Origin of the sequence: Streptomyces sp. NPDC015131 (assembly GCF_043079975.1) — a bacterium.
Taxonomy (GTDB): domain Bacteria; phylum Actinomycetota; class Actinomycetes; order Streptomycetales; family Streptomycetaceae; genus Streptomyces.
In genome coordinates this window covers 246741-271434 of the sequence record NZ_JBIBVB010000008.1, presented here as the reverse complement: position 1 = coordinate 271434, position 24694 = coordinate 246741, and the positions used below count along the sequence as shown (strand labels likewise).

20 protein-coding genes are annotated in these 24694 nt (G+C 76.2%); 12 read left to right on the top strand and 8 right to left on the bottom strand.

What is annotated here, in order from left to right; translation table 11 throughout:
• The first annotated feature begins 128 nt into the window (after positions 1 to 128).
• Genes ACF08D_RS29090 through ACF08D_RS29075 form a run of 4 tightly spaced genes read left to right on the top strand, consistent with a single transcriptional unit; the run spans position 129 to position 2506 of the window.
• Positions 129 to 890 (top strand): methyltransferase domain-containing protein, encoded by a 762-nt coding sequence (locus tag ACF08D_RS29090; RefSeq protein ID WP_392226812.1) that lies wholly within the window; start codon positions 129 to 131, stop codon positions 888 to 890.
• Positions 887 to 1810 carry a hypothetical protein gene (locus ACF08D_RS29085; protein WP_392226810.1) on the top strand — a complete coding sequence of 308 codons (924 nt, stop codon included), beginning with the start codon at positions 887 to 889 and terminating at the stop codon, positions 1808 to 1810. Before ACF08D_RS29090 ends, ACF08D_RS29085 begins: the two co-directional genes overlap by 4 nt.
• Complete coding sequence (locus ACF08D_RS29080) at positions 1807 to 2109, top strand: Trm112 family protein (RefSeq protein ID WP_392226808.1); 303 nt, start codon at positions 1807 to 1809, stop codon at positions 2107 to 2109. Before ACF08D_RS29085 ends, ACF08D_RS29080 begins: the two co-directional genes overlap by 4 nt.
• 10 nt (positions 2110 to 2119) lie before the next feature.
• Entirely contained in the window at positions 2120 to 2506 is a 387-nt protein-coding gene (locus tag ACF08D_RS29075; RefSeq protein ID WP_392226806.1) for a VOC family protein, read from the top strand.
• Positions 2507 to 2590: 84 nt separating this feature from the next.
• Here the strand turns inward: ACF08D_RS29075 and ACF08D_RS29070 are convergent, their stop codons facing one another.
• From ACF08D_RS29070 to ACF08D_RS29055, 4 genes are all read right to left on the bottom strand, one after another.
• Positions 2591 to 3457: a C40 family peptidase gene (locus ACF08D_RS29070; protein WP_392226804.1), complete on the bottom strand. Its 867-nt coding sequence runs from the start codon at positions 3455 to 3457 to the stop codon at positions 2591 to 2593.
• 248 nt (positions 3458 to 3705) lie between these two features.
• Positions 3706 to 7569 carry a helix-turn-helix domain-containing protein gene (locus tag ACF08D_RS29065; protein WP_392226802.1) on the bottom strand — a complete coding sequence of 1288 codons (3864 nt, stop codon included), beginning with the start codon at positions 7567 to 7569 and terminating at the stop codon, positions 3706 to 3708.
• A 229-nt stretch (positions 7570 to 7798) separates the two neighbouring features.
• Positions 7799 to 8176, bottom strand: a complete 378-nt coding sequence (locus ACF08D_RS29060; protein WP_392226801.1) for a hypothetical protein — start codon at positions 8174 to 8176, stop codon at positions 7799 to 7801.
• Between the two features lie 165 nt (positions 8177 to 8341).
• Entirely contained in the window at positions 8342 to 9007 is a 666-nt protein-coding gene (locus tag ACF08D_RS29055; protein ID WP_392226799.1) for a TOPRIM nucleotidyl transferase/hydrolase domain-containing protein, read from the bottom strand.
• A gap of 293 nt (positions 9008 to 9300) precedes the next feature.
• Here ACF08D_RS29055 and ACF08D_RS29050 point away from each other — a divergent pair, with 293 nt between their 5' ends.
• Positions 9301 to 10179: an alpha/beta hydrolase gene (locus ACF08D_RS29050; protein WP_392227098.1), complete on the top strand. Its 879-nt coding sequence runs from the start codon at positions 9301 to 9303 to the stop codon at positions 10177 to 10179.
• 244 nt (positions 10180 to 10423) lie between these two features.
• Positions 10424 to 13339 carry an AAA family ATPase gene (locus tag ACF08D_RS29045; RefSeq protein ID WP_392226797.1) on the top strand — a complete coding sequence of 972 codons (2916 nt, stop codon included), beginning with the start codon at positions 10424 to 10426 and terminating at the stop codon, positions 13337 to 13339.
• Positions 13340 to 13375: 36 nt separating this feature from the next.
• On the opposite strand, the gene ACF08D_RS29040 is transcribed toward ACF08D_RS29045, so the two are convergent.
• Positions 13376 to 14170, bottom strand: coding sequence for a VOC family protein (locus ACF08D_RS29040; RefSeq protein WP_392226795.1), 795 nt, complete (start codon positions 14168 to 14170; stop codon positions 13376 to 13378).
• A gap of 110 nt (positions 14171 to 14280) precedes the next feature.
• Positions 14281 to 15915, bottom strand: a complete 1635-nt coding sequence (locus ACF08D_RS29035; protein WP_392226793.1) for an FAD-binding oxidoreductase — start codon at positions 15913 to 15915, stop codon at positions 14281 to 14283.
• A gap of 157 nt (positions 15916 to 16072) precedes the next feature.
• Here ACF08D_RS29035 and ACF08D_RS29030 point away from each other — a divergent pair, with 157 nt between their 5' ends.
• The gene (locus ACF08D_RS29030; RefSeq protein WP_392226791.1) at positions 16073 to 16633 is read left to right on the top strand and encodes a DUF2165 domain-containing protein; all 561 of its coding nucleotides are present in this window, start codon (positions 16073 to 16075) and stop codon (positions 16631 to 16633) included.
• Between the two features lie 60 nt (positions 16634 to 16693).
• Here ACF08D_RS29030 and ACF08D_RS29025 read toward each other — a convergent pair whose 3' ends face one another.
• Positions 16694 to 17290 carry a Type-2Aa cytolytic delta-endotoxin gene (locus ACF08D_RS29025; protein WP_392226789.1) on the bottom strand — a complete coding sequence of 199 codons (597 nt, stop codon included), beginning with the start codon at positions 17288 to 17290 and terminating at the stop codon, positions 16694 to 16696.
• A 198-nt stretch (positions 17291 to 17488) separates the two neighbouring features.
• Between ACF08D_RS29025 and ACF08D_RS29020 the strand changes: the two genes are divergently transcribed.
• Both ACF08D_RS29020 and ACF08D_RS29015 read left to right on the top strand, forming a co-directional pair.
• Positions 17489 to 18787: an alpha/beta fold hydrolase gene (locus ACF08D_RS29020; protein ID WP_392226787.1), complete on the top strand. Its 1299-nt coding sequence runs from the start codon at positions 17489 to 17491 to the stop codon at positions 18785 to 18787.
• Between the two features lie 42 nt (positions 18788 to 18829).
• Positions 18830 to 19573 (top strand): PIG-L deacetylase family protein, encoded by a 744-nt coding sequence (locus tag ACF08D_RS29015; protein WP_392226786.1) that lies wholly within the window; start codon positions 18830 to 18832, stop codon positions 19571 to 19573.
• Here the strand turns inward: ACF08D_RS29015 and ACF08D_RS29010 are convergent, their stop codons facing one another.
• Positions 19574 to 21037, bottom strand: coding sequence for a pyridoxal phosphate-dependent aminotransferase (locus ACF08D_RS29010; protein WP_392226784.1), 1464 nt, complete (start codon positions 21035 to 21037; stop codon positions 19574 to 19576).
• Between the two features lie 291 nt (positions 21038 to 21328).
• On the opposite strand from ACF08D_RS29010, the gene ACF08D_RS29005 reads away from it, so the two are divergent.
• The 3 genes from ACF08D_RS29005 to ACF08D_RS28995 are packed head-to-tail and all read left to right on the top strand — an operon-like array spanning position 21329 to position 24644.
• Positions 21329 to 22297 carry an NADPH:quinone oxidoreductase family protein gene (locus ACF08D_RS29005; RefSeq protein WP_392226783.1) on the top strand — a complete coding sequence of 323 codons (969 nt, stop codon included), beginning with the start codon at positions 21329 to 21331 and terminating at the stop codon, positions 22295 to 22297.
• Positions 22294 to 23475: an acyl-CoA dehydrogenase family protein gene (locus ACF08D_RS29000; protein ID WP_392226781.1), complete on the top strand. Its 1182-nt coding sequence runs from the start codon at positions 22294 to 22296 to the stop codon at positions 23473 to 23475. The genes ACF08D_RS29005 and ACF08D_RS29000 overlap by 4 nt, the downstream gene beginning before the upstream one ends.
• A complete protein-coding gene (locus ACF08D_RS28995) occupies positions 23472 to 24644 on the top strand; it encodes an acyl-CoA dehydrogenase family protein (protein ID WP_392226780.1) in 1173 nt (390 codons plus the stop codon). The genes ACF08D_RS29000 and ACF08D_RS28995 overlap by 4 nt, the downstream gene beginning before the upstream one ends.
• The last annotated feature ends 50 nt before the right edge of the window (positions 24645 to 24694 follow it).

Genomic DNA, 24694 nt, shown 5'->3' with positions numbered 1-24694 from the left:
ACGCCACCGGCCCGGCCGGCCCCCGCCCCTGAACACGCCACCGGCCCGTCCGGCCCCCGTTCGTGAACACGCCACCGGCCCGTCCGGCCCCGCCCCCGAACACCCCGCCGCACCAGGGAGCCACCCCCATGACCCGCACCCTCCACCCGCCGCGCGGACTCCGGGACTTCTACGAGAACCCGGCCGTCCCCGTCGCCTCCGGCGACGCCCGCAGCCGGCGCCAGGCACGGATGCTCGCCCACGCCCTGCGCGGCAGAACCGGCGCCACCGTCCTCGACGTCGGCTGCGGGGACGGCACCGCGGCGGCCGTCGCGGCGGCCCACCTGCCCGGCCACCGCCTCATCGGCGTCGACTGGTCGCAGGACGCGCTGCGCCGGGCGGCCCCCCGCATCGGCACCGTCGTCCGCGCCCAGCTCGGCGGCGGCGGACCCGGCAGCGGCCAACCCGGCGGCGGGGGACTGCCGTTCGCCACCGGCTCCGCCGACGCCGTCCTCTTCAGCGAGGTCGTCGAACACCTCGTGGACCCGGACGCGGCGATGGACGAACTGCGCCGCGTCCTCGCACCCGGCGGCCATCTGATGCTCTCCACCCCCAACCTCGCCGCCTGGTACAACCGCGCCCTCCTCCTCGCCGGCGTCCAGCCCGTCTTCTCCGAGGTCAGCCTGCGCGGCATCCACGGCCGCCCCGGCTCCCAGGTCGTCGGCCACCTGCGCCTCTACACCGCCCGCGCCCTGCGCGCCTTCCTCACCGCGTCCGGCTTCCACGTCGTCCGCGTCGCCGGAGCGCCCTTCCACGGCGTCCCTCGCGCCCTGCGGCCCCTGGACCGGCTGGCCTGCGCCGCGCCGGGCGCCGCCTCCATCCTCCTGGCCCACGCCCGGCGCGCCCCATGACCGGCGCCATGTGGTGGGGCGTCGCCGCCGCCCTGTCCGCCAACGTCCTCTACAGCTCCGGCTTCGTCCTGGAGAAACGCGCGCTCTCCGCCCTCCCCTCGCTCAGCGCCCGCCGCCCGCTGCGCCTGCTCCGGCTGCTGCTCGGCAGCCCGCTGTGGATCGGCGGCTCCCTGGCCCTCGCGGCCGGCTTCGCCGCCCAGCTCGTCGTCTACCGGACCCTGCCCATGGCCGCCGCCCAGGGCCTGTTCGTCTCCGGCCTCGTCCTGCTGCTCCTGCTGTCGTCCCTGCTCCTCGGCGAACGCCTCTCCGCCCGCGAGCGGTACGCCACGGCCGGCATCCTGGCCGCGCTGCTGATGGTCGTCGCCTCCCTGGGGCCCGGGGCGGACACCGTGAGCCGCACGGCCCCGGCCCTCTCCGTCCTGCTCCTCTCCGGCGCCTCCCTGACCGCCGGGCTCCTGCTGTACGCCGCCGCCGAGCGGCGCTCCGCCCGGCGGCGGCACGCGGCGCCCCCGGCGGGCGTCACCCACGCCGTCGCCGTGGGCCTGGTGTACGGCGTCAGCTCCCTGGCGATCAAGGGCGTCTCGGCGCACCTCGCCCCCGGCGCGCCCGCCGACTCCGCCCTGGCGCTGGCGGCGACCCCGTACCCGTACCTGCTGCTGATCACCGGCGCGGCCGGACTGGTGATGTCGCAGACGGCGCTCCAGCGCTGCCGGGCCTCCCTGGTCGTCCCCGTGTGCACCACCACCTCCTGCCTCTACACCGCCACCCTCGGCAGCCTCGCGTTCGGCGAATCCCTGCCGGGCGACCCGCTGCGCCTGACGCTGCTCGTGGCCGGGGCGGCGCTGGCCCTGACCGTCCTGCTCGCGCTGTCCCTCCCGTCCGCCCGGCCACCGGCCGCAACCGAAGGGGGCGCGCCATGAGGCCCGACGACCCGCTGCTGACGATCCTGGTGTGCCCGCTGGACAAGGGCCCGCTCCTGCTCGCCCCCGGAGAGCCCGGCGCCCCGGGCGGATCCGGCCCGGTCCTGTACAACGCACGGCTGCGCCGCCGCTACCCCGTCGTCGACGGCGTCCCGCGACTGCTGCCCTCCTCCGGGGTGCCGGTGACGGACGAGGAACACGAGCTGATCCTCCGCCGGGCGGGCACGCCGCCCGGCACCGATCCCTCACCGCCCCCGGCGCCCCCGGCGCCCCCGGCGCCCCGGTCGCCACGGTCATAGGGTTGGGGGCATGGTGCACGTACTGAGCAGCAGGGTCCTCCTCCGTCCGCGCGACCCGGACGCCTCCCGCGCCTTCTACGGCGGGGCGCTCGGCCTGGCCGTCTACCGGGAGTTCGGCACGGGGCCGGAGCGGGGGACCGTCTACTTCCTCGGCGGCGGGTTCCTGGAGGTGTCCGGGCGGTCGGACGCGGAGGCGACCCCGACGCTCCAGCTGTGGATGCAGGTCGAGGACTGCGCCGCCGCCCACGCCGAACTGGCCGCCCGGGGCGTCCGGGTGCTCCGGGAGCCGGTGCGGGAGCCCTGGGGCCTGATCGAGATGTGGATCGCCGACCCGGACGGCCACCGGATCGTGCTCACCGAGGTCCCCGCCGACCACCCGCTCCGGTACCGCCCCTGACCGCGGACACGCCGTGCGCACCAGTGGCCGACCCCCGTGGCGGTCACTGGTGCGGACGGCTGCCCGGCCGGCGGAGCCGGGAGATCAGAAGGTGCAGGTCGGCACGGTGTCGAGCCAGGCCGGCCCCTTGATGTAGATGTTGGTCATCCACGCCTTGTAGTCCGGGAGGTAGGACCAGGCGTCGTTGGTGTACCCGTCGGACGTGACCTTCTCCGCGTGCTTCTGGCACTGCACCCGGATCGTCGTCGGCCCCGGGAAGGCGTACACCCGGGCGGCCCTCACCGACGGTTCGGCCTTGGTCCACACGCCGGTGCCCCACGTCTGGAAGACGTGCCCGGTCACCGGGCCGGTGTTGACGCGGACGGCGCCGAAGTAGTCGCCGCCCAGCCGGACGTCGCTGACCATCAGTTTCGTGCCGGACTGCCGCGCCTCCACCATCTTCCCGGCGCCGAGGTAGAGGGCGATGTGGTGCACCTTCTGGGACGTGCCCCAGACCAGCAGGTCCCCGGGGACCAGCGGGGCGAGCCCCTGCGCGGCGGTGAAGCGCTCGGCGGCGCGGTGCGTGTAGAACTGGCCGGCCGCCACCCCGTTGAGTATGTCCGAACCGGTGGCCCGGGCGTAGGCGTACCGGACCAGACCGGAGCAGTCGAAGCCGAGCCGCTCCGGGTCGTGTTCACTGGCCGGATCGGTCGGGTCGACCTGCCCGTACGTGGGACCGGGCTGCGGGCCGTGACCGCCGCCCCAGGTGTACCAGACGCCCGCGGCGACCTGTTCGCACGCGGCGGCGACGGCGCGCTCGGCCGCCGCGGAGGCACCCGGCGCCCTGACGGCGCAGGTCTCGGCGGCGGTCGCCGCAGCGGTGGCGGTCGCCGAGGCGGCGGGCGGCGGCGCCCAGAGGAGGAGTGCGGCCAGTCCGGCGAGGGTGCCGGCGAGCCGGGAGCGGCGGAACATACGGGCCCTCGTTCTCTGTCGGACGTACGTGCTCTGCGCGGCGTACGTGAACGCGGTCGGGCGTACGGGATGGGGAGGGGACGCCCATCGGGTCACCGGCGGACGTGCCTTCCGGACAGCAGACTGCTGGCCGGGGCGCCCGGCCGTCGAGACCTCCGCGTCACCCCACCCGGACGGGCAACGGGCAACACCCGGGAAACCCCCGGTGACCTGCGGCCGGGGTGAGCCGCCCCCGGGGTGAGCCGGCGTCACCCGCCCGCGCAGGAAGGGTCCGGGAGCGCAGCGGCCTCCCGGGTCGCGCTTCCCCCGTGCCCCCGGACCCGGCACACCTCGGCCAGCCGGGCGCCGACGTCCAGGTTCCACAGCCGCACCGTGCCGTCGTTGCTGCTGCTGGCCACCGTCCGCCCGTCGCCCGAGAAGGCGATGCCCCACACCGCGTTGGTGTGTCCGGTCAGCACCGCCCACGGGCGCCGCCCCGGCACGTCCCACAGCCGGACCGTACGGTCGTTGCCGCTGCTGGCGAGGGTCCGCCCGTCGGGCGAGAAGGCGATCCCCCGCGCGGACCCGCTGTGCCCGGCCAGCACCCCGGCGGGACGCCGCAGCCGGGTGTCCCACAGCCGGACCGTCCCGTCGTTGCCGCTGCTGGCCAGCGTCCGCCCGTCCGGGGCGAACGCCACGCCCCGCACCGCGCCCGTGTGCCCGGTCAGCGTCCCCAGCGGGCGGCGGGCCGCCACGTCCCAGAGCCGTACGGCCAGGTCGTCACCGGCGCTCGCCAGGGTCCGCCCGTCGGGGCTGAACGCCACGTCGTTGGCGAAGTCCGTGTGCCCGGTGAGCACCGCCACCGGTCGCCGCGCCGCCACGTCCCACAGCCGCACCGCCCGGTCGGACCCGGCCGACGCGAGGGTCCGCCCGTCGGGCGAGAAGGCCACCGCGAACACGTCCCCTCCGGTGCCGGTCAGTGTCGCCAGGGCCCGCCGCGCCGCCACGTCCCACAGCCGGACGGTGCCGTCCGAGCCGGCCGAGGCGAGGATCCGCCCGTCGGGGGAGAAGGCCACCGAGAACACCATCTCGCGGTGGCCGTGGAGCGTCGCCACCACCCGGCGGCCCGCCACGTCCCACAGCCGCACGGTGTGGTCCGCGTCGGCGGTGGCCAGCAGCCTCCCGTCCGGGCTGTACGCCGTCTGCCAGATCTCGGTGAACGGACGGGACGTCAGGACCGAGCCGCCCAGGTCCCAGAGGACCACCGACTGGTCGAAACCCGCCGTCGCCAGCACTCCGCCGCCCGCGTCGAGCGCGACCCCCAGGACGTAGTCGGTGTGCCCGGTGAGCGTCGCGGTGGGCCGGCCGCTGCGTACGTCCCACAGCCGGGTGGTGCCGTCACCGCTCGCGCTGACCACCATGGTGCCGTCCGGGGTGTGGCCGACCGCGTTGACGTCGTCGCTGTGCCCGGTGAGCGTGGCCCCCGCCCGCCGCCCGGCGACGTCCCAGAGCCGTACGGTGCGGTCCACCCCGCCGGTCACGACCGTCCGGCCGTCCGGCGCGAACGACGCCCCGAGCACCTCGTCCGTGTGCCCCTTCAGCACCGCCGCGGGGCCGCCGGACGTGTCCCACAGGCGTACGGTCCGGTCGGCGCCCGCCGACACCAGAGCACGCCCGTCGGGCGCGTACGCCAGGGTGTTGACCCGGCCCGTGTGCCCGGCGAAGGACGCCACCGGCCGGGCGGGGGCCGCCGCACGCGCGGGCCCGGTGCCGACGCCCGACACGTCCCACACCCGTACCGTCCCGTCGCCGCCCGCCACGGCCAGCGTCCGCCCGCGCGGGGCGAAGGCCACCGCCCGCGCGCCCGCCGTCACCGCGGGCAGCACCGCGGCCGGCGCCCGGGGGGCGGAGGTGTCCCAGAGCCGCACCGGCCCGTCCGTGGAGGTCGCCGCCAGCATCCGCCCGTCCGGGGCGAACGCGAGCGCCCGTACCCGCCCGGGAACGGTGAGCACGGCGGTCGTACGGCGGTCCGCCGGGCGCCACAGCCGTACCGTGCCGTCCGAACTCGCCGACGCCAGCACCGCGCCCCGCCGGGCGGTGCCCGGGGCGAAAGCCACCGCGTTGACCGGGCCGGTGTGCCCGCTCAGCCGGGCGGAGAAGGGCTGTGCCTGGGTGCTCAGCAGCGCCCCGCGCGCCTCGGTCGTCGGCGCCGTGCGGTACGCCTCCCCGGCGAGCAGCATCGACGACTCCGGCTGCCCGGCGGCCAGCGACGTGGACCGCGCGGCGAGCGCCTGCGACCGGGCGACGCGCTCCTGGTCGAGGGCGTTCGCCCGCTGCTGGTAGGCCACCCCGCCGGCGGTCAGCGCGAGCAGCAGCAGGACGACCAGGGTGGCCAGCATCCGCTGCTGCAACCGCACCTGGCGCCGGGCCTGCCGGGCGCGGCGCTCCTCCTCGGCCTGCCCGGCGCGCAGGAACGCCGCCTCCCGGGGGCCGAGCCGGCTCGCGCCGTCGAGGTCGTCCGCCCACGCGCGGACCGTCTCCAGCCGGGTGCCCCGGTAGAGGGCGGACGGGTCGCGCCCCTCGCGCTCCCAGTCGGCGGCGGCGTGCACCAGCTGCTGGTGGATCAGCAGCCCGGCGCGGTCCGCCCGGATCCAGCCGCGCAGCCGGGGCCAGGCGTGCAGCAGCGCCTCATGGGTGATCTCCACGGTGTCCCGGTCCATGGTGATCAGCCGGGCCCGTACGAAGGCGTCGAGCGCCGCCACCGCGCCGTCCGGGTCCGCCAGCTGCTCCAGCAGGGCGGCGCGGCCCATCCGCCGCCGGGTCGCCCCGGTGCCCTCGGCGACATGCACCAGCCGTACCAGCGCGCGGCGGATGGTCCGCTGCTCGGCCGGGTACAGCCGGGCGAACACGTCCTCGGCTGTCCGCGCGATCGCCCCCTGGATCCCGCCGGTGGCCTCGTACCCGGCGACCGTCAGCGTGCCGCCCTCCCGGCGCTGCCAGGTGGCCAGCAGCGCGTGGGAGACCAGCGGCAGCGCGCTGGACGGCGCCCGTTCGGCGGCGTCGCGCAGGCCCGCGTCCCGCAACAGCAGGGCCACCAGGCCGGGTTCCAGCGAGACGCCCGCCAGCTCCGCCGGGCGGGCGACGGACTCGCGCAGCTCCGCGAGCGTCATCGGAGGCAGGACGAACAGACCGTCGGTGAACAGGGACGCCGGCTCCGGCAGATCCAGGCAGGCGCCGGTGAAGTCGGCCCGCACCCCGATCACCACCACGGCGGCGTCGAAGCCGGTCGCCTCGGGGCGGGAGGTGGCCACGGAGGTGAGCACCCGCACGAACGCGCGCCGCTCCTCCTCGTCCGGGCACAGGGTGAACAGCTCCTCGAACTGATCCACGATCAGCACCGGCCGGACCGGTGGCGGGTGCCGCCCGTCCGGGCCCGGCGGGGTGCGGCCGCCGGTGAGCCGGTGGACGGCGTCGAGCAGGCACTCCGGGCGCTCGCGCACCTGCTCGGCGCCGACGCCCAGATCGCTGCCCAGCACCTTCGCGGTGCGCTCCAGCAACTCCCGCACCGGCTGCGCGGTGGGCGTGAACACCACCACCGGCCAGGCGTCGGCGCCGGGCATCGGGAAACCGCCGGGGCGCCGGACGGCCGGTACCAGACCGGCGTTGAGCAGCGACGACTTCCCGGCCCCCGAGGGGGCGACCAGCAGGACGGGCCCGCTGCCGACCCGCTCGAAGACCCGCTCCACCAGCGCGGCCGTGACGCGCTCCCGGCCGAAGAACCGGCCGGCGTCCTGCGGGGTGAAGGCCGCCAGGCCCCGGTAGGGGCAGGCCCCGTCCGGCGGTTCGGCCGGCCCCGGCGCGGGCACCGGGGGCTCCCGGACCAGGCGCAGCAGCTCGCCCTCCGCGCCCAGCACCTGGTCGCAGCGGCGGGCCACGTCGACGGTCACCCGCTTCGCACCGGTCTCGATCTTGCTGAGGTAGCCCTTGCTGTAGTGCGTCTGCCGCGCCAGATCGGCGAGCGACAGCCCGCGCCGCAGGCGCAGGTGCCGCAGCCGCGTGGAGAAGGACGCCGCGGCGTCGTCGGTCAGTTCCTGCGGACGGTCGGTCTCCCGTCCGCGGTCCGGATCCCCCAAAGCATCCCCCATGGCAAGGTGCGCCCAGATTGTGAGATGACAGGCGTCCAGGCTACAGCGGGGGTCCGACGGCCGACCAAGCCGTTCGGGCGGTGTGGCGGGAACAGGACTCGCGGGAACCGGAGTTCCGGAAGGGGCGCTTCCGGTGCCGGTCTCCCCGGAAACAGCGCTTCCGGAGCCGCCATGACGGCGGCCCCGGAAGCTGTCCACGGATTCGGGAGGCCGGGGACTACGGCTGGAGGGTGATGGAGTTGATCGGCGTCATGTCCTTGTCGATGAACCAGCCGGCCGGCAGGTAGCCCTGGCAGCCGGTGCCGTTGTAGCCGGTGCAGGTCCGCACGGTGGCGCCGCCGGTCTGATTGTTGAAGATCCGGTACGTCCCGTACATGTTGCTCATGTTGTGGGCCCCGTACGTGTAGTACCGGTGGCTCGGGCGGTCGCCGTTCCAGCCCGCACCCGGGTACAGGCACACGTACCCGGACGGACAGCCGTGGCTGGCGGCGGCGGCGCTCTCGGCCGCCTGGGCCTGGGTCGCGGTGACCCCGGTCATCGTGCCGACGGCGAGCGCGAGCGCCGCGACGGTCCTCATCGTCTTCACCTTGCGCATGATTCCCCCTTGTGGGTGGTGCGTCGTGCTGACGAGGTCAAGACTGTCCACCCCGGCGCCCCGGGTCGACGGGTTGCCCGTTGCCCGTCGGGCCCCGCCCCGGGAAACCACCCCTGACCAGCCACGCGGGTCACGAGGGGGCAACAGGGGGTCGTTCGGGCGGTCCTAGGCGGCGGCCTCGGTCAGCAGCCGGTCCAGGGGGCGGGGGATCCGCGCCGGGTCCAGCCGGTGGACGAGGGCCCGCGCGTACTGCGACTTGCGGCCGCTGTGCGTCCCCATGAACCGGTGCAGCCGCTGCTCGACATCGCGGTCGCGCTGTGCCGGCTGGTTGCGGAAGGTGCGGTACGGGCGCCACTCGCCCTCGTCGGCGATGACCTGCTCGACCGCCTCGGCGCCCAGCGCCCGGATCAGCTCGTCCTCCAGGTCGGCGACACACACGAAGAACCCGCGCCGCTCCATGCCCTCCCGGTCGGGTACGCCGTCGAGCCCGGCGCGCTCCAGGGCCCGCCGGAACCAGCGCTCCTCGCCCGCGTCGCAGAGGCCCGCCACGGCGAGGCCCAGCCCGCGCGGCCCCAGCACCTCCAGGAACCGCCCGATGCTCGTCACCCCGCCGAGCGGGACGACCGGGAAGCCCTCCGCGTCCAGGTCCCGTCCCAGCCGGGCGGCGAGCGCCTCGAGGGCGGCCCGGTCGCTGGGACCCTCGACCAGCACGATCCTCTTCGGGCGGGTCCGCGCGGCCAGTTCACGCGCGGCCGCGGCCGCCGCCGCCGCGCCGGGGCCGCCCGCCGCCCAGGCGACCGCCGCCGCCCGGAACCGCTCCATGTCGTCCATCCCCGCCATTGTTCCGCAGCGGTGCCGGACCGTCGTGCGATTTTCCGTCCGCCCGGGTGCCGGCCGGTGACCGGTCGCGCTCCAAGCCGACCGGTGAGACCGGTGATTACGCCGATGCCGCGCGGGCCCGAGCGCCAGGACAGTGGCACTCCCCACCCGCCACGGCACCCCGGACCGGCCGCTCGGGACGCGGCGCCGGCGACCGAGAGGACGACTCCGTCGTGCAGCAGCATCAGCGAGAGCAGCAACAGGGGCAGCAGGCACCGCATCCTCAGCAGGAGGAGCGGGGCCGGATCGCCCGCCCGCGAGCCTTCACCGCGGGCCTGGTGGCACTGGCCGCCGCCGCCGGACTCACCGGCGCCATGACCACCGGCGCGCAGGCCGCGGACAACCCCTACGAGCGCGGCCCCGACCCCACCACGGCGAGCATCGAGGCCGCGCGCGGACCCTACGCGGTGTCGCAGACCACCGTCTCCTCGCTCGGCGCCACCGGCTTCGGCGGCGGCACCATCTACTACCCGACCACCACCGCCGACGGGACGTTCGGCGCGGTGGCGATCTCGCCCGGCTTCACCGGCACCCAGTCGTCCATCGCCTGGCTGGGGCCACGGCTCGCCTCGCAGGGGTTCGTCGTGTTCACCATCGACACCCTCACCACCCTCGACCAGCCCGACAGCCGGGGCCGCCAACTGCTCGCCGCCCTCGATCACCTGACACAGCGCAGCCCGGTGCGCGGCCGGATCGACAGCACCCGGCTGGGCGTCATGGGCCACTCCATGGGCGGCGGCGGCTCACTGGAGGCCGCCAAGGCCCGCCCCTCCCTCCAGGCGGCCATCCCGCTCACCGGGTGGAACACCGACAAGACCTGGCCCGAGGTCCGCACACCCACCCTGGTCATCGGCGCCGACGGCGACTCGGTCGCCCCCGTCTCCTCGCACTCGGAGCCGTTCTACGCGTCGCTGCCGGCGTCGCTCGACAAGGCGTACCTGGAACTGAACAACGCCACCCACTTCACCCCCAACTCCCCGGACACCACCCTCGCCAAGTACAGCGTGTCGTGGCTGAAGCGGTTCATCGACGACGACTCCCGCTACGAGCAGTTCCTCTGTCCCGTCCCGCGCCCGAGCCTCACCATCGAGGAGTACCGCGGCACCTGCCCGCACGGCTCCTGACCCGCGCCCCCTCTCCCCACCGTCCTCCCGACCGTCCTCCCCGGTGGCGACCCTCCCCGCGCGTCCGCGGCCGCCACCGGGGGGCACTGTGCACCGGCACACAATCGCCCCGCGTCCGGTGGACGGGCGCCCACCGTACGCCCGCGTGGGAGCACGTTCCCGCAGGTCAAAAGGGAGGGGTAGGTCCCCGGCCGGCGGAACCGGCCCCTGTCGGCCACCGCCACGCGCGCGTAGCGTCACCCGGGTGACCACGACGACGACCGCCGTGACCCGCCCGGCCCCACCGCGTCTGTCCGGCCGCGACACCGAACTGGCCGCCGTCGCCGCCCTGACGCGGCGCCTCCTGTCCGGCCGGTCCGGAGTGCTGCTGGTCGCGGGGGAGCCGGGACTCGGCCGGAGCGCCCTCCTGGACCGGGCGGCGTACGACATGGCCCCGGCGCCCGTCCTGTACGCCCGGGCCGCCCCCGCCGAACGCCACCTCGCCCTCAGCGGGCTGCACGCCCTGCTGAGCACCGCCCCGCCGGACACCGCGCCCCCGGGGGCCCCCGCACCGCACCCGGCGGCGGGCCCCGGCCTCCCGCCCGCCGGTTCCGCGTTCGCCGGTCTCCCGCCCGCCGGCCTCCCGCCCGCAGGTCTCCCGTTCGCCGCCCTTCCGCTCGCCGGCGACCCCCGGCCCGGCGTCCTCCTCGACCTGCTGCGCCACCGGGCCGGACCGCACCGGCCGCTGCTCGTCTGCGTGGACGACGCCCACGCCTGGGACCCCGCCTCCCGCGCGGCCCTCGGCTACGCCGCACGCCGGTCCGGCACCCTGCCCGGGGTCGGCCTGCTGCTGTCGGCCGCCGGACACCGGGCCGCCGCACCGGACTTCGCCGGGCTGCCCCTGCTGCGCCTCGGCCCGCTCACCCGGCCCGCGGCCGACGCCCTGCTGGACGACGTGACCGGTGGCGCGGCCACCGATCCGTACGTACGCGAGGAGCTGCTGCGCGAGGCCGAGGGCAACCCCGCCCTGCTCACCGCGCTTCTCGCCCGCCTGTCACCCGCCCAGCTCCGCGGCCACGCCCCGCTGCCCCGGCCGCTCGCCGACGGGCCGGTCCTGCGGCGGGTCCTGGGGGACCGGCTCGCCGAACTGCCGCCCGCCACCCGGGACCTGCTGCTCCTGGTGGCCCTGGCCCACGAGCCCCACCCGGACGGCGACGGCGCCGACGCGTCCCTGGTGCTGCGCGCCGCCCGCACGGCCGGGCTCGACCCGGGCGCCCTGGAGGCCGCAGAGGCCGGGGGAGTGGTGCGGAGCAGCGGCGACCGCCTCCGGTTCGACGACCCGCTGGTGCGCCGCGCCGTCCGCCGGGGCGCCCCGCTCGCCCGCCGCCGCGCGGCGCACACCGCGCTCGCCGCCGCCCTGGACGGCGCACCCGGCGCCGACCGGCACCGGCTGGCCCGGCTGTCGCACCGCGCCCTGGCCGGCGACGGCCCCGACGCCCGGCGCGCCGCCGAGCTGGCCTCCGAGGCCGGTGACCCGTCCGTCCCGGCGAGCCCCCTGCTGCGGTCGCTGGCCCTGGCCCGCGCGGCCCGCCTCACCCCGGCCGGCGGTGAGCGCGCCGCGCGGTTCACCGCCGCGGCCGACCACGCCCGGCTGGGCGGCGATCCGCGCCGGGCGGGCGAGCTGCTGGCCGCCGCCGGGGAGGGCGCGGCCGGCGACGACACCGTACGCGGCCGGGCCGCCCGCGTACGCGGCGAGCTGGCCCTGCGCGACGGGCCGGTCGAGGACGCCCACCCGGCCCTGCTGCTGGCGGCGGCCCTGCTCGGGCCGCACGACCCGGCCGCCGCCCGGGACGCGCGGTTCGCGGCGATGGAGGCCGCGTGGGCCGCCGGTGACGTCCCCGGCTGCCTGGCCGCTCTCGGCGGGCACCGGACGGCCGGGCGCCCCGGATACCCCGGACACCCCGGCGACAGTCCCGCCGACGAGGACTTCCGCGCCGGGACGGCGGCCGCCCTGGGCCTCCGGTTCACCGAGGCGCGCGGTCCCCTGCGGCGGTCGCTCGACCGGGCCGGGCACGACGACGACCCCGTCCGGCTGCTGCGGGCCGGGGCGGCGGCGCTCGTCCTGGGCGACACCACCGCCGCCCGCAGGATCAACGCCCGGGCCCTGGCAGTGGCACGGGCGTGCGACGGCACCTGGCTCGTCCCCCAGGCCCTCGAACACCTCGCCTACGCCGAGCTGCGGTCGGGCGGCCACGCCCGCGCCCGCGCGCACGCCGAGGAGGGACTGCGCGCCGCCCACCGCGCGGGGCAGCGCAACGCCGCCGCCCACTTCCACGCGGTGCTCGCCCTGGTGGCGTCGATCGAGGGCGACGGCGCCGATGTCGCCGCCCACGCGGGCGGAGCGCTCGCGGTCGCGGACCGGCACGGCCTGGCCCAGACCGCGACCCTCGCCCAGTGGGCGCGCGCCCGCGCCGCCCTGGGCCGCGGCCTCGCCCAGGACGCCGCCGCCCGGCTGGGCCCCCTGGTGCGGCCGGGGCACCGGAGGGGCCACTTCGCGGTCCGCATGCTGATGGTCCCGTGCTTCGTCGAGGCCGCCGTGCTCGCCGGTGAAGGCGGCGCCGGCGCGGCGACCGCAGCCGACGAGTTCGCCCGGTGGGCGGAGTTGGGCGCCGACCCGCAGGCGCCCGCCCAACTGGCCCGCTGCCGTGCCCTGCTGGCCCCGCAGGGCAGGGCGGGAGCGCTGTACGCCCAGGCCCTGGCCCGCCATGAACGGGCGGGCGGCGACTTCGAGCACGCCCGCACCCTGCTGCTGTACGGCAAGTGGCTGCGGCGCCGGCGCAGGCCGAGCGAGGCGCGGGGACGGCTCCTGGACGCGCTCCGCGCCTTCGAACGGGCCGGCGCCGCGGTGTGGGCCGACCAGACCCGCGCCGAACTGCGGGCCACCGGTGCGGCGGCGGACCCGGGGGCGCCCGGCGCGCTGGCCCGGCTCACGCCCCAGCAGCTGCGGATCGCCCGGTGCGTCGCCGAGGGGGCGACCAACCGGGAGGTGGCGCTGCGGCTCTCCCTCAGCCACCGCACCGTCGACCACCATCTGCGCAACGTCTTCGCCGCGCTGGGGGTCCGCTCCCGGGTGGAGCTGTCCCGGCTGGTGGTGACCGAGGACCCCGTCACGGCCGGGTGACCGGCCGGCCCCGGGCCCGGAGGGGACCCTCCCGCGTCAGCCCTGGGACGGGGTGAGGACCACGAAGTCCGCGCCGGACGGGTCGACGCAGACCGCCAGGCGGCCGACGCCCGGCGCGTCCTCGGGGCCCATCTGGATCGTGCCGCCCCCGTCCCGGACCTTGGCGACCGTGGCGTCGCAGTCGGTGGAGCCGAACACCGGGTGCCAGTAGGGGCGGCCACCGGTCAGGGACAGCGCGTCGGCCGGGAGCTGCATGATCCCGCCGTGCATCCGCTCCGGGGGCAGCCCGGCCGGGCTGATCATCGAGTACGCCCCGCCGCCGCCCGGCAGGTCCATGTCCTGGGTCTGCCAGCCGAACAGGCCGCCGTAGAACTCCTTGGCCGCCGCCGCGTCCGTGGTGTACAGCTCGATCCAGCCCAGGCTGCCCGGGCCGTCCACCACCTCCACACCCTTCGTCCTCCCCGGCTGCCACACCGCGAACTGGCCGCCCTGCGGGTCGGTGTACTGGGCCATCACGCCCTCGCCGTCGGCGTCCATCGGGGTCACCCGGACCTCGCCGCCCGCCCGGCGCACCGCCTCGGTCATGGCCTCCGCGTCGTCCGTCCGGAAGTAGATCATCCAGGCGGAGCGGGCGCCCTCCTCGGTGAGCTTCCCGATGCCCGCGACCGCCTTGCCGTCCATCCGGAACATGCCGTAGTCCTGCTCGTCCGGGCTCATCGGCTCGAAGTCCCAGCCGAACACCGAGCGGTAGAAGCCGACCGTCGCCGGGACGTCGGGCGCGCCGAGGTCGAGCCAACAGGGGGAGCCGGGAGCGAAGTCGGTGGTGATCACGGCGCTGCCTCGTTTCGTGAGTGGTTCACATCGGTCGCGTACGGCAGCAAGCGTGGCACCCCCCACTGACATCCGCCCCCGGGGACGGACGAACCGGTGACACCGGTGGGTCAGAAGGCGTGGGCGTGGCGGAAGAGACGCTGCGGGTCGTACGCCTTCTTCACCTTCACCAGCCGGTCGAGGTTGCCGCCGTAGTAGGCCCGCCGCCAGTCCCGCAGGGCGGGATCGGTGTAGTTCTGGTACGCCCGGCCGCTCGCCCACGGCCGCATCGCGGCGTGCGTGCCGTCCAGCCACGCCCGGTGCCGCGCCACCACGGCCGAGGAGGCCCGGTCGGGCCACGAGACGATGTACTGGGCGAGGAACAGCGCGTCGCGGTGGACGAACGCCGTGTCGGCCGCCCGCACCCGGTTCACGGCACCGCCCATCGCGTCCAGCGCGATGCTGCCCGCCCCGCCGCCGCTGAGCCGCGCGAGCTGCTCCACCCGGGCGATCAGCGCCTTCACCCCGTCGGCGGGAACGGGGCGCGTGTAGAAGTCCGAACGCGCCGCGTACGACTCGCGCGCCACCTTGCCCTGGGGGGTACGCCCCGGCAGGGCGCCCTTCTGGTGCGCCTGGGCGACGGTCCACCCGGACACCCCGCCCATCACCTTCATGGCGTCCATGAAGGGACGGGTGCGCACGGACTCCGACCGGGGCGCCGCGCCGACGGCGGAGGCCAGCCGGTCGAGCCGGTTCTCCAGGTCGGCGCGCCCGGTGAGGGCCAGCCCCCCGACGCGCACCGAACCGGGCCGGCCGCCCACCGGGGCCGCCAGGTGGAGGTTGGCCCAGATGCCGTCCGGGGCGGTGGGCGCCCAGCGCTGCCACTCCCGTACCACCGCGGCGGCCCGCGCCCACGGCCAGCTCAGGAAGAACGTCGTGCACTCGGGCGCCGCGTGCGTCCGCATCCGCAGCTCGGTCACCACGCCGAACTGGGCGTTGCCGCCGCCGCGCAGCGCCCAGAACAGGTCCGGGTCCCGCTTGGCGTCCACGTCCCGGATCCGGCCGTCCGCGGTCACGATCCTGGCCCCGGTCACACTGTCGCTGGTCAGCCCGTACGCACGGCTCACCACACCGATCCCGCCGCCGAGCGCCAGACCGGACACGCCCACGGTGGGGCACGACCCGGCCGGCACCGTCCGGCCGCGCGCCGTCAGCCGGTCGTACACGTCGATGAGTTTGGCGCCCGCGCCGACCGTCGCCGTACCGCCCGACAGCGACACGGCCGCCATCCGCTGCACGTCGACCACCAGTCCCGGCCCGGACGACCACCCCGCGTACGAGTGCCCACCGCTGCGGACCGCGACCGGGACCCCGTGCCGCCGGGCGAACTCCAGGCAGCCCCGGACGTCCTCGGGCCGGGCGCAGTACGCCACCCCCGCGGGGCGCACGGCGTCGAACCGGGGGTTGAACAGGGTCCGGGCGGCGTCGTAGTCACGGTCGCCCGGCCTGACCAGCGTGCCGTCCAGCCCCTTGGCGAGCGCCGCCCAGTCCGCGGCCCGGGGCGCTCCGGGAGCGGCGGGCGCCTTCGGTACGGGGCCTTGGGCCGCCCCGGTGGCCCGGCCCGCCACCGCGCCCGCCAGCAGTGTCCCCGACAGGGCGGCGGCCCCGGCGCCCAGCAGCCGGCGCCGGCTCGGCCCGCCCCCGTCCCGCGCGCCGCCGTCCCGCTCCCGTGCCCCGCCGCCCGTCGTGGTCGTCGTCTCGTCCATCGCCCGTTCCCCACTGCCGTGTTGACCTGTCGCACGGAGGATGATGAGAGGAACGCGCGCGAGGTTGCGTGCGGGAAGCGGACACATCGACGAGCGAGCAGACGGACACGTGAACAAGCGGACCGGCGGACACGCGGGCACGGAGGGGAAGCGCACCATGGCGGCAGGCACGGACCGTACGGAGAGCACCACGGCGGCACAGGAGGGGCGGCGCCGGACGCCGGGGACGGTGTCCTTCGCGGCGGCGGCCCTCACGGCGACCGTCGCCCTGTCCATGGTCCTGGTGGCCTTCGGCAACATCACCGACTTCGGGACGAACCGGGAGTTCGTCCGGCACGTCCTGGCCATGGACACCACGTTCAAGGACCCGGACCTGATGTGGCGGGCGGTCACCTCGCGGACGCTCCAGGACGCGGCGTACCTGGCCATCATCGCCTGGGAGGCCGTCACCGCGGCGGTGCTCGTGCTCGCCACCTGGCGGTGGGCCGCGGCTCTGCGCGGTGGTTCTCCCGACCGCGCCCGCCGGGCGAGTTCGGCGGGGCTGGTGATGGTCCTGCTGCTGTTCGGGGCCGGTTTCTTCGGGATCGGCGGTGAGTGGTTCGCCATGTGGCAGTCCGCCGACTGGAACGGCCTGGACTCGGCGCTGCGTTACGTCGTCCTCGCCGGGCTCGCCCTGGTCGTCGTCCACCTGCCCGCCGCGTCCCGGCCGGCGGACTGAGTGACGCGCGCGTGGACCCTGCCGGCCGCACGGCCGGGAGGGGCCCACGCGCGCGTGCCGTCAGCTCGCGGCGCCCGCCTCCTGGCGCACGGTGATGGTGTTCAGCCGGATCGTGAACGGCGCCGTGTCCTCCACGGTCAGCGCACGCACCTCGTCCGGACCCAGCGCGACCGTCACATTGACGCAGAACGCGACCGCGTACACCGCGTCCCCGGTCTCCTCGTCCTGGAGCGCGAACAGCACGTTGTAGTAGTAGCTCGTACCGCCCGGCTCCTCCCGGTAGAAGGAGAGATGGGTGCCGGTCTGCCCGTACAGCCCCACAAAGGCATCGGTCAGGGCCCGTTCGGCCTTCTCCCAGAAGGCCGGGTTGGCGAACGGCTCCGGCAGGGACTGGCGCACCGCCTCCCGGAGGGAGAGGACCATCACGCTGACGGGAGCCGTCTCCTGGAGACCCCATCCGCGGACGATCTTCACGGTGGTGCCGCCGGGGATCGCGCCCGCCGCCCGGCTGATCTCGCCGAAGTCGAAGTCCACCGTCGCGGGGGCGATCGCGTGCTGGAACCGGGCCTCGATGCCCCGTGCCTGCTCCATGAACGACGACCCCACCTCGAAGACCGGCCTGAAGGCCGCCTTCTCCGTGGCGATCCGGTCAACCATGGCTGCTCCTAGCAAGTCGGAAGTGATCGCGCCCGGTCGGTCAGTATGCCGCCCGCGCGGGCGGCCCCCGCACCCGTGTCCGCCCCCCGGAACCCGGTCCCCCTCCGGCGCCTCCCGCAGGCCCCGTGTGGTCCACTGGGCGGACGGGGGAACCAGGGGCGTGGGCGCGCCCCGTGACACCGGACAGGAGCCGCAGCCGTGACCCGTTACCGCCAGCCCGGCGTCGTCCTCAGGGACCACACCTTCACCGTCCCGCTCGACCACGACGACCCCGGGGGCGAACGCATCGAGCTGTACGCGCGCGAAGTGGCCGCCACGGGCCGCGAGGACGACGACCTGCCCTGGCTGCTGTACCTGGAGGGCGGCCCCGGCTGCGCCGCACGCCGCTTCGTCGGCCGCCAGGCATGGCTCGGCCGGGCCCTCCGGGAATTCCGGGTGCTCCTGCTGGACCAGCGCGGAACCGGCCGCTCCACCCCCGCCAACCGCCAGACGCTCCCGCTGCGCGGCGGCCCGCGCGCCCAGGCCGCGTACCTCGCGCACTTCCGCGCCGACGCCATCGTCCGCGACTGCGAGCTGATCCGCCGCCGGCTCACCGGGGGCGCCCCCTGGACCGTGCTCGGCCAGAGCTACGGCGGCTTCTGCGCCACCCACTACCTGTCCACCGCCCCCGAGGGCCTGCGCACCGTGCTGATCACCGGCGGGCTGCCCTCCCTCACCGCCTCCGCCGACGACGTATACCGCGCCGCCTACCCGCGCATGCGGCGCAAGACCGAGGCGCACTACGCCCGTTACCCCCAGGACGCCGAACGGGTCCGGCGGATCGCCGAGCACCTCGCCGGCCACCGCACGGTCCTGCCCGACGGGCACATCCTCACCATCGAGGCGTTCCAGTCCCTCGGCGCGCTCCTCGGCACCGGCGACGGGAGCCACCAGCTGCACTACCTCCTGGAGAACGCCTTCCTGCCCGGCCCCGGCGGCCCGGTCCTCGCCGACGCCTTCCTGGAGGCCGTGCGCGGCACCCTCTCGTTCGCGGCGGCGCCCCTGTACGCCGTGATCCACGAGCCCATCTACGCCCGGGGCCAGGGTCCCACCGCGTGGGCCGCCGAGCGCGTACGCGCCGAGTTCCCCGCGTTCGACGCCACGGCGTCCCTCGCCGCGGGCCGGCCGCCGCTCCTCACCGGCGAAACGATCCACCCCTGGCACTTCACCACCGACCCGGCCCTGCGCCCGCTGCGCGAGGCCGCCGAGCTGCTGGCCGGCCGCGAGGACTGGCCCCCGCTGTACGACCCGGCCCGGCTGGCCGCCAACGAGGTGCCCGTCGCCGCCGCCGTCTACCACGACGACCTCTACGTCGACACCGCGCACTCCCTCGCCACCGCCCGCGCGATCCGCGGCCTGCGCACCTGGGTGACCGACGAGTACGAGCACGACGGCGTCCGCGCGAGCGGCCCCAAGGTGCTGGACCGCCTGCTGGCGCTGGCCCGTGACGAGGTGTGAGACCTCACGCCCCCGGGTGACCGGCCGCCGTATTCTGCGCTCATGACGGATCATGTGAACGACCAGCTCCAGCCGATGCCCGAGGACTGGCAGCGCGCGCTCGCCGTCGTCGCCCACCCCGACGACCTGGAGTACGGCTGCGCCGCCGCCGTCGCCGGCTGGACGGACGCCGGCCGCGAGGTCGGCTATGTCCTCGCGACCCGCGGCGAGGCGGGCATCGACGGCATCGACCCCGCCACCTGCGGGCCGCTGCGGGAGCGGGAGCAGCGGGCGAGCGCGGCGGTCGTCGGGGTGTCGTCGGTCGACTTCCTCGACCACCGGGACGGGGTGATCGAGTACGGGCTCGGGCTGCGCCGGGACATCGCCGCCGCGATCCGGCGCCACCGCCCCGAACTCGTCATCACTCTCAACCACCGCGACACCTGGGGCGGGGTCGCCTGGAACACCCCCGACCATGTGGCGGTCGGCCGTGCCACCCTCGACGCGGCCGGTGACGCCGGGAACCGCTGGATCTTCCCCGAGCTGACCGAGCAGGGCCTCGAACCCTGGAACGGGGTGCGCTGGGTGGCCGTCGCGGGGTCGTCGTCGCCCACCCACGCCGTCGACGCCACCCCCGGCATGGAGCGCGCCGTCCAGTCCCTCCTGGAGCACCGCGCGTACATCGAGGGGCTCACCGACGAGGAGCCGGAGCGGTACTGCCGCTCCTTCCTCACCGCCACCGCGCAGGCCGCGGCGGCCCGGTTCGGCGGGCGGCCGGCCGTGACGTTCGAGCTGTTCAGCCGCTGATCAGCCGGTGACCAGCCGGTCCACCGCCGCGGTGCCGGACGAGGTGTACCCCCGGGCCATCGCCATGGGCCCCACGGCCGGCGCGGGGGCCGCCCCGCCCGGCGGCACGGCGGTCGCCGCCTGCGGTACGGCAGTCGCGGCCGGGGGTACGGCGGCGGACGCCGCGACCGGCGGGCCCGCCGGCCACAGCGCGGGCGCCGGGGCGGACGCCGGGACCAGGCGCAGGCCGGGCGGCACCCCGGCCGCGCCCGCGGCCACCGCCCCGGGCCCCGCCACCACCGCCCCGCCCAGCCCCGTACCGAGCGCGGCGGCGGGCGCCCGCACCGGGGCGCCCTGCACCGGCCCGCCGTACAACACCCGCTCCAGCGCCCCGACCAGGCGCTCCACGTCCTGGGGCGGGCGCACCACCAGCCGCAGGAACCGGCTGGAGCTGCCCACCTTGTTGCCGCACTCCCGGACCAGTACGCCGTGCTCGGCCAGCAGCCGGTCGCGCAGGGCCACCCCGTCCACGCCCACCGGGAGGCGGACGTACAGGAAGTTGCCCTGCGAGGGGTAGACGGTCAGCCCGGGCAGCGTCGAGAGGCGGGCGGTCATCTCCCGCCGGTCCTGCCGGGCGCGGCGCAGGCTCTCCCGGTACTCCTCCTGGTGCTCCCGCAGCATGAACACCACCGTCTCCGCGAAGGAGTTGAGGTTCCACTTGGGCAGCATCGACCGGATCCGCCCGGCCAGCGCCGGGTTGGCCACCAGGTAGCCGAAACGCACCCCGTGCAGGCCGAAGTTCTTGCCGAGGCTGCGCAGGACGACCACATGGGGCCGCACCACGGCCTCCTCGGCCACACTCGTCCGGCCGGGCGCGTCGGAGAACTCCAGGAAGGACTCGTCCACCACCACCAGATCCAGGTCCTGGAGGCCGTCGCACACCGCCAGCACCTGGTCCTTGGCGAGCAGCCCGCCGTCCGGGTTGTTGGGGTTGCAGACCACCGCGGTCCGCGAGCCTCTGGCCCGGACGAACCGTACGAAGGCGTCCGGGTCGAGCCGGAAGCCGTGCGCCTCGGCCAGCGGCATCATGTCGACCCGCTTCCCGGTCTCCATGGGCTGGTCGGTCCACCGGCCGAAGGTCGGCACCGGCACGGCGAGGGAGTCCCGTACGAGCAGGTGGTCGATCCAGGTGATCAGCTCGGTGGAGCCATTGCCCATGGCGACGGTCTGCGGGTTGAGCCCGAGGGTGCGGCACAGCTCGGCGCTGATGGTGTCCGCGTCGCTGGGGTAGTACGTGAGGATGTCGCGCAGGCTCCCGGCGAGCCGCTCGAACATCGCGGGCGTGGGGAAGTGGGGGTTGCAGGGGATGCAGAAGTCGGTGATCGGCGCCCCTCCCGGGCCCCCGCCCCCGGCCCGGCCGAGCATGGCCATCGACGGGCTGTGCGCGGTGGACGCCCGCAGGAGCGTGGTGGGGTCGCCGGCCATGGAACTGCCCTCCCTGCACGGGGAAAGGCCCGCACGGGGGAGTGCGGACCGCCGATCCATACGGATCGTGCCCGGACGGCGTTCAACGGCGGCGCCCGAGCGGTCCCCGAGCGGCCCCCGGGCCCGCCCCGGAACCGGCCCCGGCCCGCCCTCGGGCGGTGTCGCCCGGCGGCGCCTGTTCCCTCTCGGCAAGCGACCGCTTAGTATGCGGTCGGGGCCGGCTCCGTGCCGTGCGGCGCCCCGGCCCCGTGCGACCGGCGCGGTACTGCCCGACTCTCTGTGGAGGCCCCGATGCAGGCATGGCGTGTGCACCAGAACGGCGAACCGGGCGAGGTGATGCGCCTGGAGGAGGTCGACCGGCCGGCACCCGGGGACGGGCAGCTCCTGCTGAAGGTCCGGGCCGCCAACGTCAACTTCCCCGACGCGCTGCTGTGCCGGGGCCACTACCAGGTGCGCCCGCCCCTGCCCTTCACCCCGGGCGTGGAGGTCTGCGGCGAGACCGAGGACGGCCGGCGGGTGATCGCCACCCCCGCCCTGCCGTACGGCGGCCTCGCCGAGTACGTCGTCGCCGACGAGGCCGCGGTGCTGCCCGCGCCCGACGCGCTCGGCGACGCCGAGACCGCCGCCCTGCACATCGGCTACCAGACCGGCTGGTTCGGACTGCACCGCAGGGCCGGGCTGAAGGAGGGCGAGACGCTCCTGGTCCACGCGGCGGCCGGGGGCGTCGGCAGCGCGGCCGTCCAGCTCGGCAAGGCGGCCGGCGCACGGGTCATCGGCGTGGCGGGCGGCGCCGCCAAGGCCGCCGTCGCCCGCGAGCTGGGCTGCGACGTCGTCGTCGACCGGCGTACCGACGACGTCGTCGCGGCCGTCAAGGACGCCACCGGCGGGCGCGGCGCGGACGTCGTCTACGACCCGGTCGGCGGCGCCGCGTACACCATGTCCGCCAAGTGCGTGGCCTTCGAGGGGCGGATCCTGGTCGTCGGCTTCGCGAGCGGCGACATCCCCTCCCCGGCCCTCAACCACGCCCTCGTCAAGAACTACTCGATCGTCGGACTGCACTGGGGCCTCTACAACCAGCACGACCCGGCGGCCGTACGCCACTGCCACGACGTCCTCACCGGCTACGCCGCCAAGGGCCTGATCGCCCCGCTGATCAGCGAGCGGGTGCCGTTCGGCGACGCGGCCGGCGCCGTGCAGCGGGTCGCCGACGGCACCACCACCGGCCGCCTCGTCGTCGTACCGGAAGGAGCCGGACGGTGACCGGAGCCGGCGAACTGCGGTCCCGTACCCGGGACCTGCTGGCCGCGCACCCGCCGGCCACCACCGCCCCCGCCGACTTCCTGCGGGCCCGCTTCGACGCCGGTCTCGCCTGGGTCCACTTCCCCGAGGGCCTCGGCGGGCTCGGCGCGCCCCGCACCCTCCAGGCCGTCGTCGACACCGAACTCGCCGCCGCCGGCGCGCCCGACAACGACCCGCGCCGTATCGGCATCGGCCTCGGGATGGCGGCCCCGACGATCCTCGCGTACGGCACCGAGGAGCAGAAGAAGCGCTTCCTGCGCCCCCTGTGGCTGGGGGAGGAGGTGTGGTGCCAGCTGTTCAGCGAACCGGGCGCCGGGTCCGACCTGGCGGCGCTCGGCACCCGCGCCGTCCGCGACGGGGACACCTGGGTGATCGACGGCCAGAAGGTCTGGACGTCCAGCGCCCACCTCGCCCGCTGGGCCATCCTCATCGCCCGCACCGACCCCGCCGTGCCCAAGCACCGGGGCATCACCTACTTCCTGTGCGACATGACCGCCCCGGGCGTCGAGGTGCGGCCCCTGCGGCAGATCACCGGCGAGGCCGAGTTCAACGAGGTCTTCCTCACCGGCGTCCGCATCCCCGACGCGCACCGCCTCGGCGAGCCCGGAGACGGCTGGCGGGTCGCGCAGACGACCCTGATGAACGAGCGCGTCGCCATCGGCGGCGCCCGGCTGCCCCGTGAGGGCGGCATGATCGGTCCCGTCGCGCGGACCTGGCGCGAGCGCCCCGAGCTGCGCACCCACGACCTCCATCAGCGGCTGCTCGACCTGTGGGTGGACGCCGAGGTGGCCCGGCTCACCGGGGAGCGGCTGCGCCAGCAGCTCGCCGCGGGCCGGCCCGGCCCCGAGGGCAGCGGCATGAAGCTGGCCTTCGCCCGCCTCAACCAGGAGATCAGCGGCCTGGAGGTGGAACTCCTCGGCGACGAGGGGCTGTTGTACGGCGACTGGACCATGAGCCGCCCCGAGCTGGTCGACTTCACCGGCCGTGACGCCGGATACCGCTACCTGCGCTCCAAGGGCAACTCCATCGAGGGCGGGACGAGCGAGGTGCTGCTGAACATCGTCGCCGAACGGGTCCTCGGGCTCCCGCCCGAACCGCGCACCGACAAGGACGTCGCCTGGAAGGACCTCACCCGATGAACGACCGGCCCGAGCTGCCCGGCCTCCTGTACTCCGAGGCGGAGGACGACCTGCGCGCCGCCGTGCGGGCCCTGCTGACCGCCCGCGCCGACCCCGGGGAGCTGCCCGCCCGGGTCGAGACGGACGGGGCGTACGACCCGGCCCTCTGGACGGCCCTGGCGGCGGACATGGGCGCCGCCGGCCTCCTCGTCCCCGAGAAGCTCGGCGGCCAGGGCGCGACCCACCGCGAGGCGGCCGTGGTGCTGGAGGAGCTGGGCCGGGCGGTGACCCCGGTCCCGTACCTCACCAGCGCGGTCGTGGCCACCGAGACGCTGCTCGCCGCCGGGGCCGGCGACCTGGCGGGTGAGCTGGCCACCGGGCGCCGGGTCGCGGTGCTCGCCGTCCCGCTCTCCACGGGGCCCGGCCACGAACCGGCCGCCTCCGCACCGGCCGCCACCGAACCGTCCGCTGCCAAGCCGGCCACCGAACCCACCGCCACCGAGCCGGCCACCGCCGCACCGGCCGCCGGCGGCCCGGTCTCCGGTGTGGCAGACGCGAGCCGCGCCGACGTCCTGCTGGTGGTGCGGCCCGACGGGCTGTACGCGGTCGACGCCGCCGAGGCCACCCTCACCCCGGCGACCCCGCTGGACCTCACCCGGCCGCTCGCCACCGTCACCGCGCACGGCGCCGGGACCCGGCTCGCCGACGCCGCCACCGCCCGCGATGCGGTACGCGCCGGCCTGCTGGCCGGGGCCGGGCTCCTCGCGTCCGAGCAGCTCGGCGTGGCCGAGTGGTGCCTGGAGGAGGCGGTGCGGCACACCCGCGAGCGGCACCAGTTCAACCGGCCGGTCGGCTCCTTCCAGGCCCTCAAGCACCGGATGGCGCAGCTCTGGCTGGAGGTGGTGCAGGCCCGGGCCGCCGCCCGCAACGCCGCCGGGGCGCTCGCCGCCGGCAGCCCGGACGCCCCGCTGGCGGTGGCCCTCGCCCAGGTCCACTGCTCCCGGGTGGCGGTGCACGCCGCCGAGGAGTGCGTCCAGCTCCACGGCGGTGTCGGGATGACCTGGGAACACCCCGTACATCTCTATCTGAAGCGGGCCAAAGCGGACCAGATCGCCTTCGGGTCGCCGGGGCGGCACAAGGAGACCCTGGCCCGCCTCGTGAACCTCCCCGGCCCGGTGACCACCGGGTAGGGACGGCAAGAGGAACTCACCCTTCTACATGCTGTTTAATGGCGAATCGT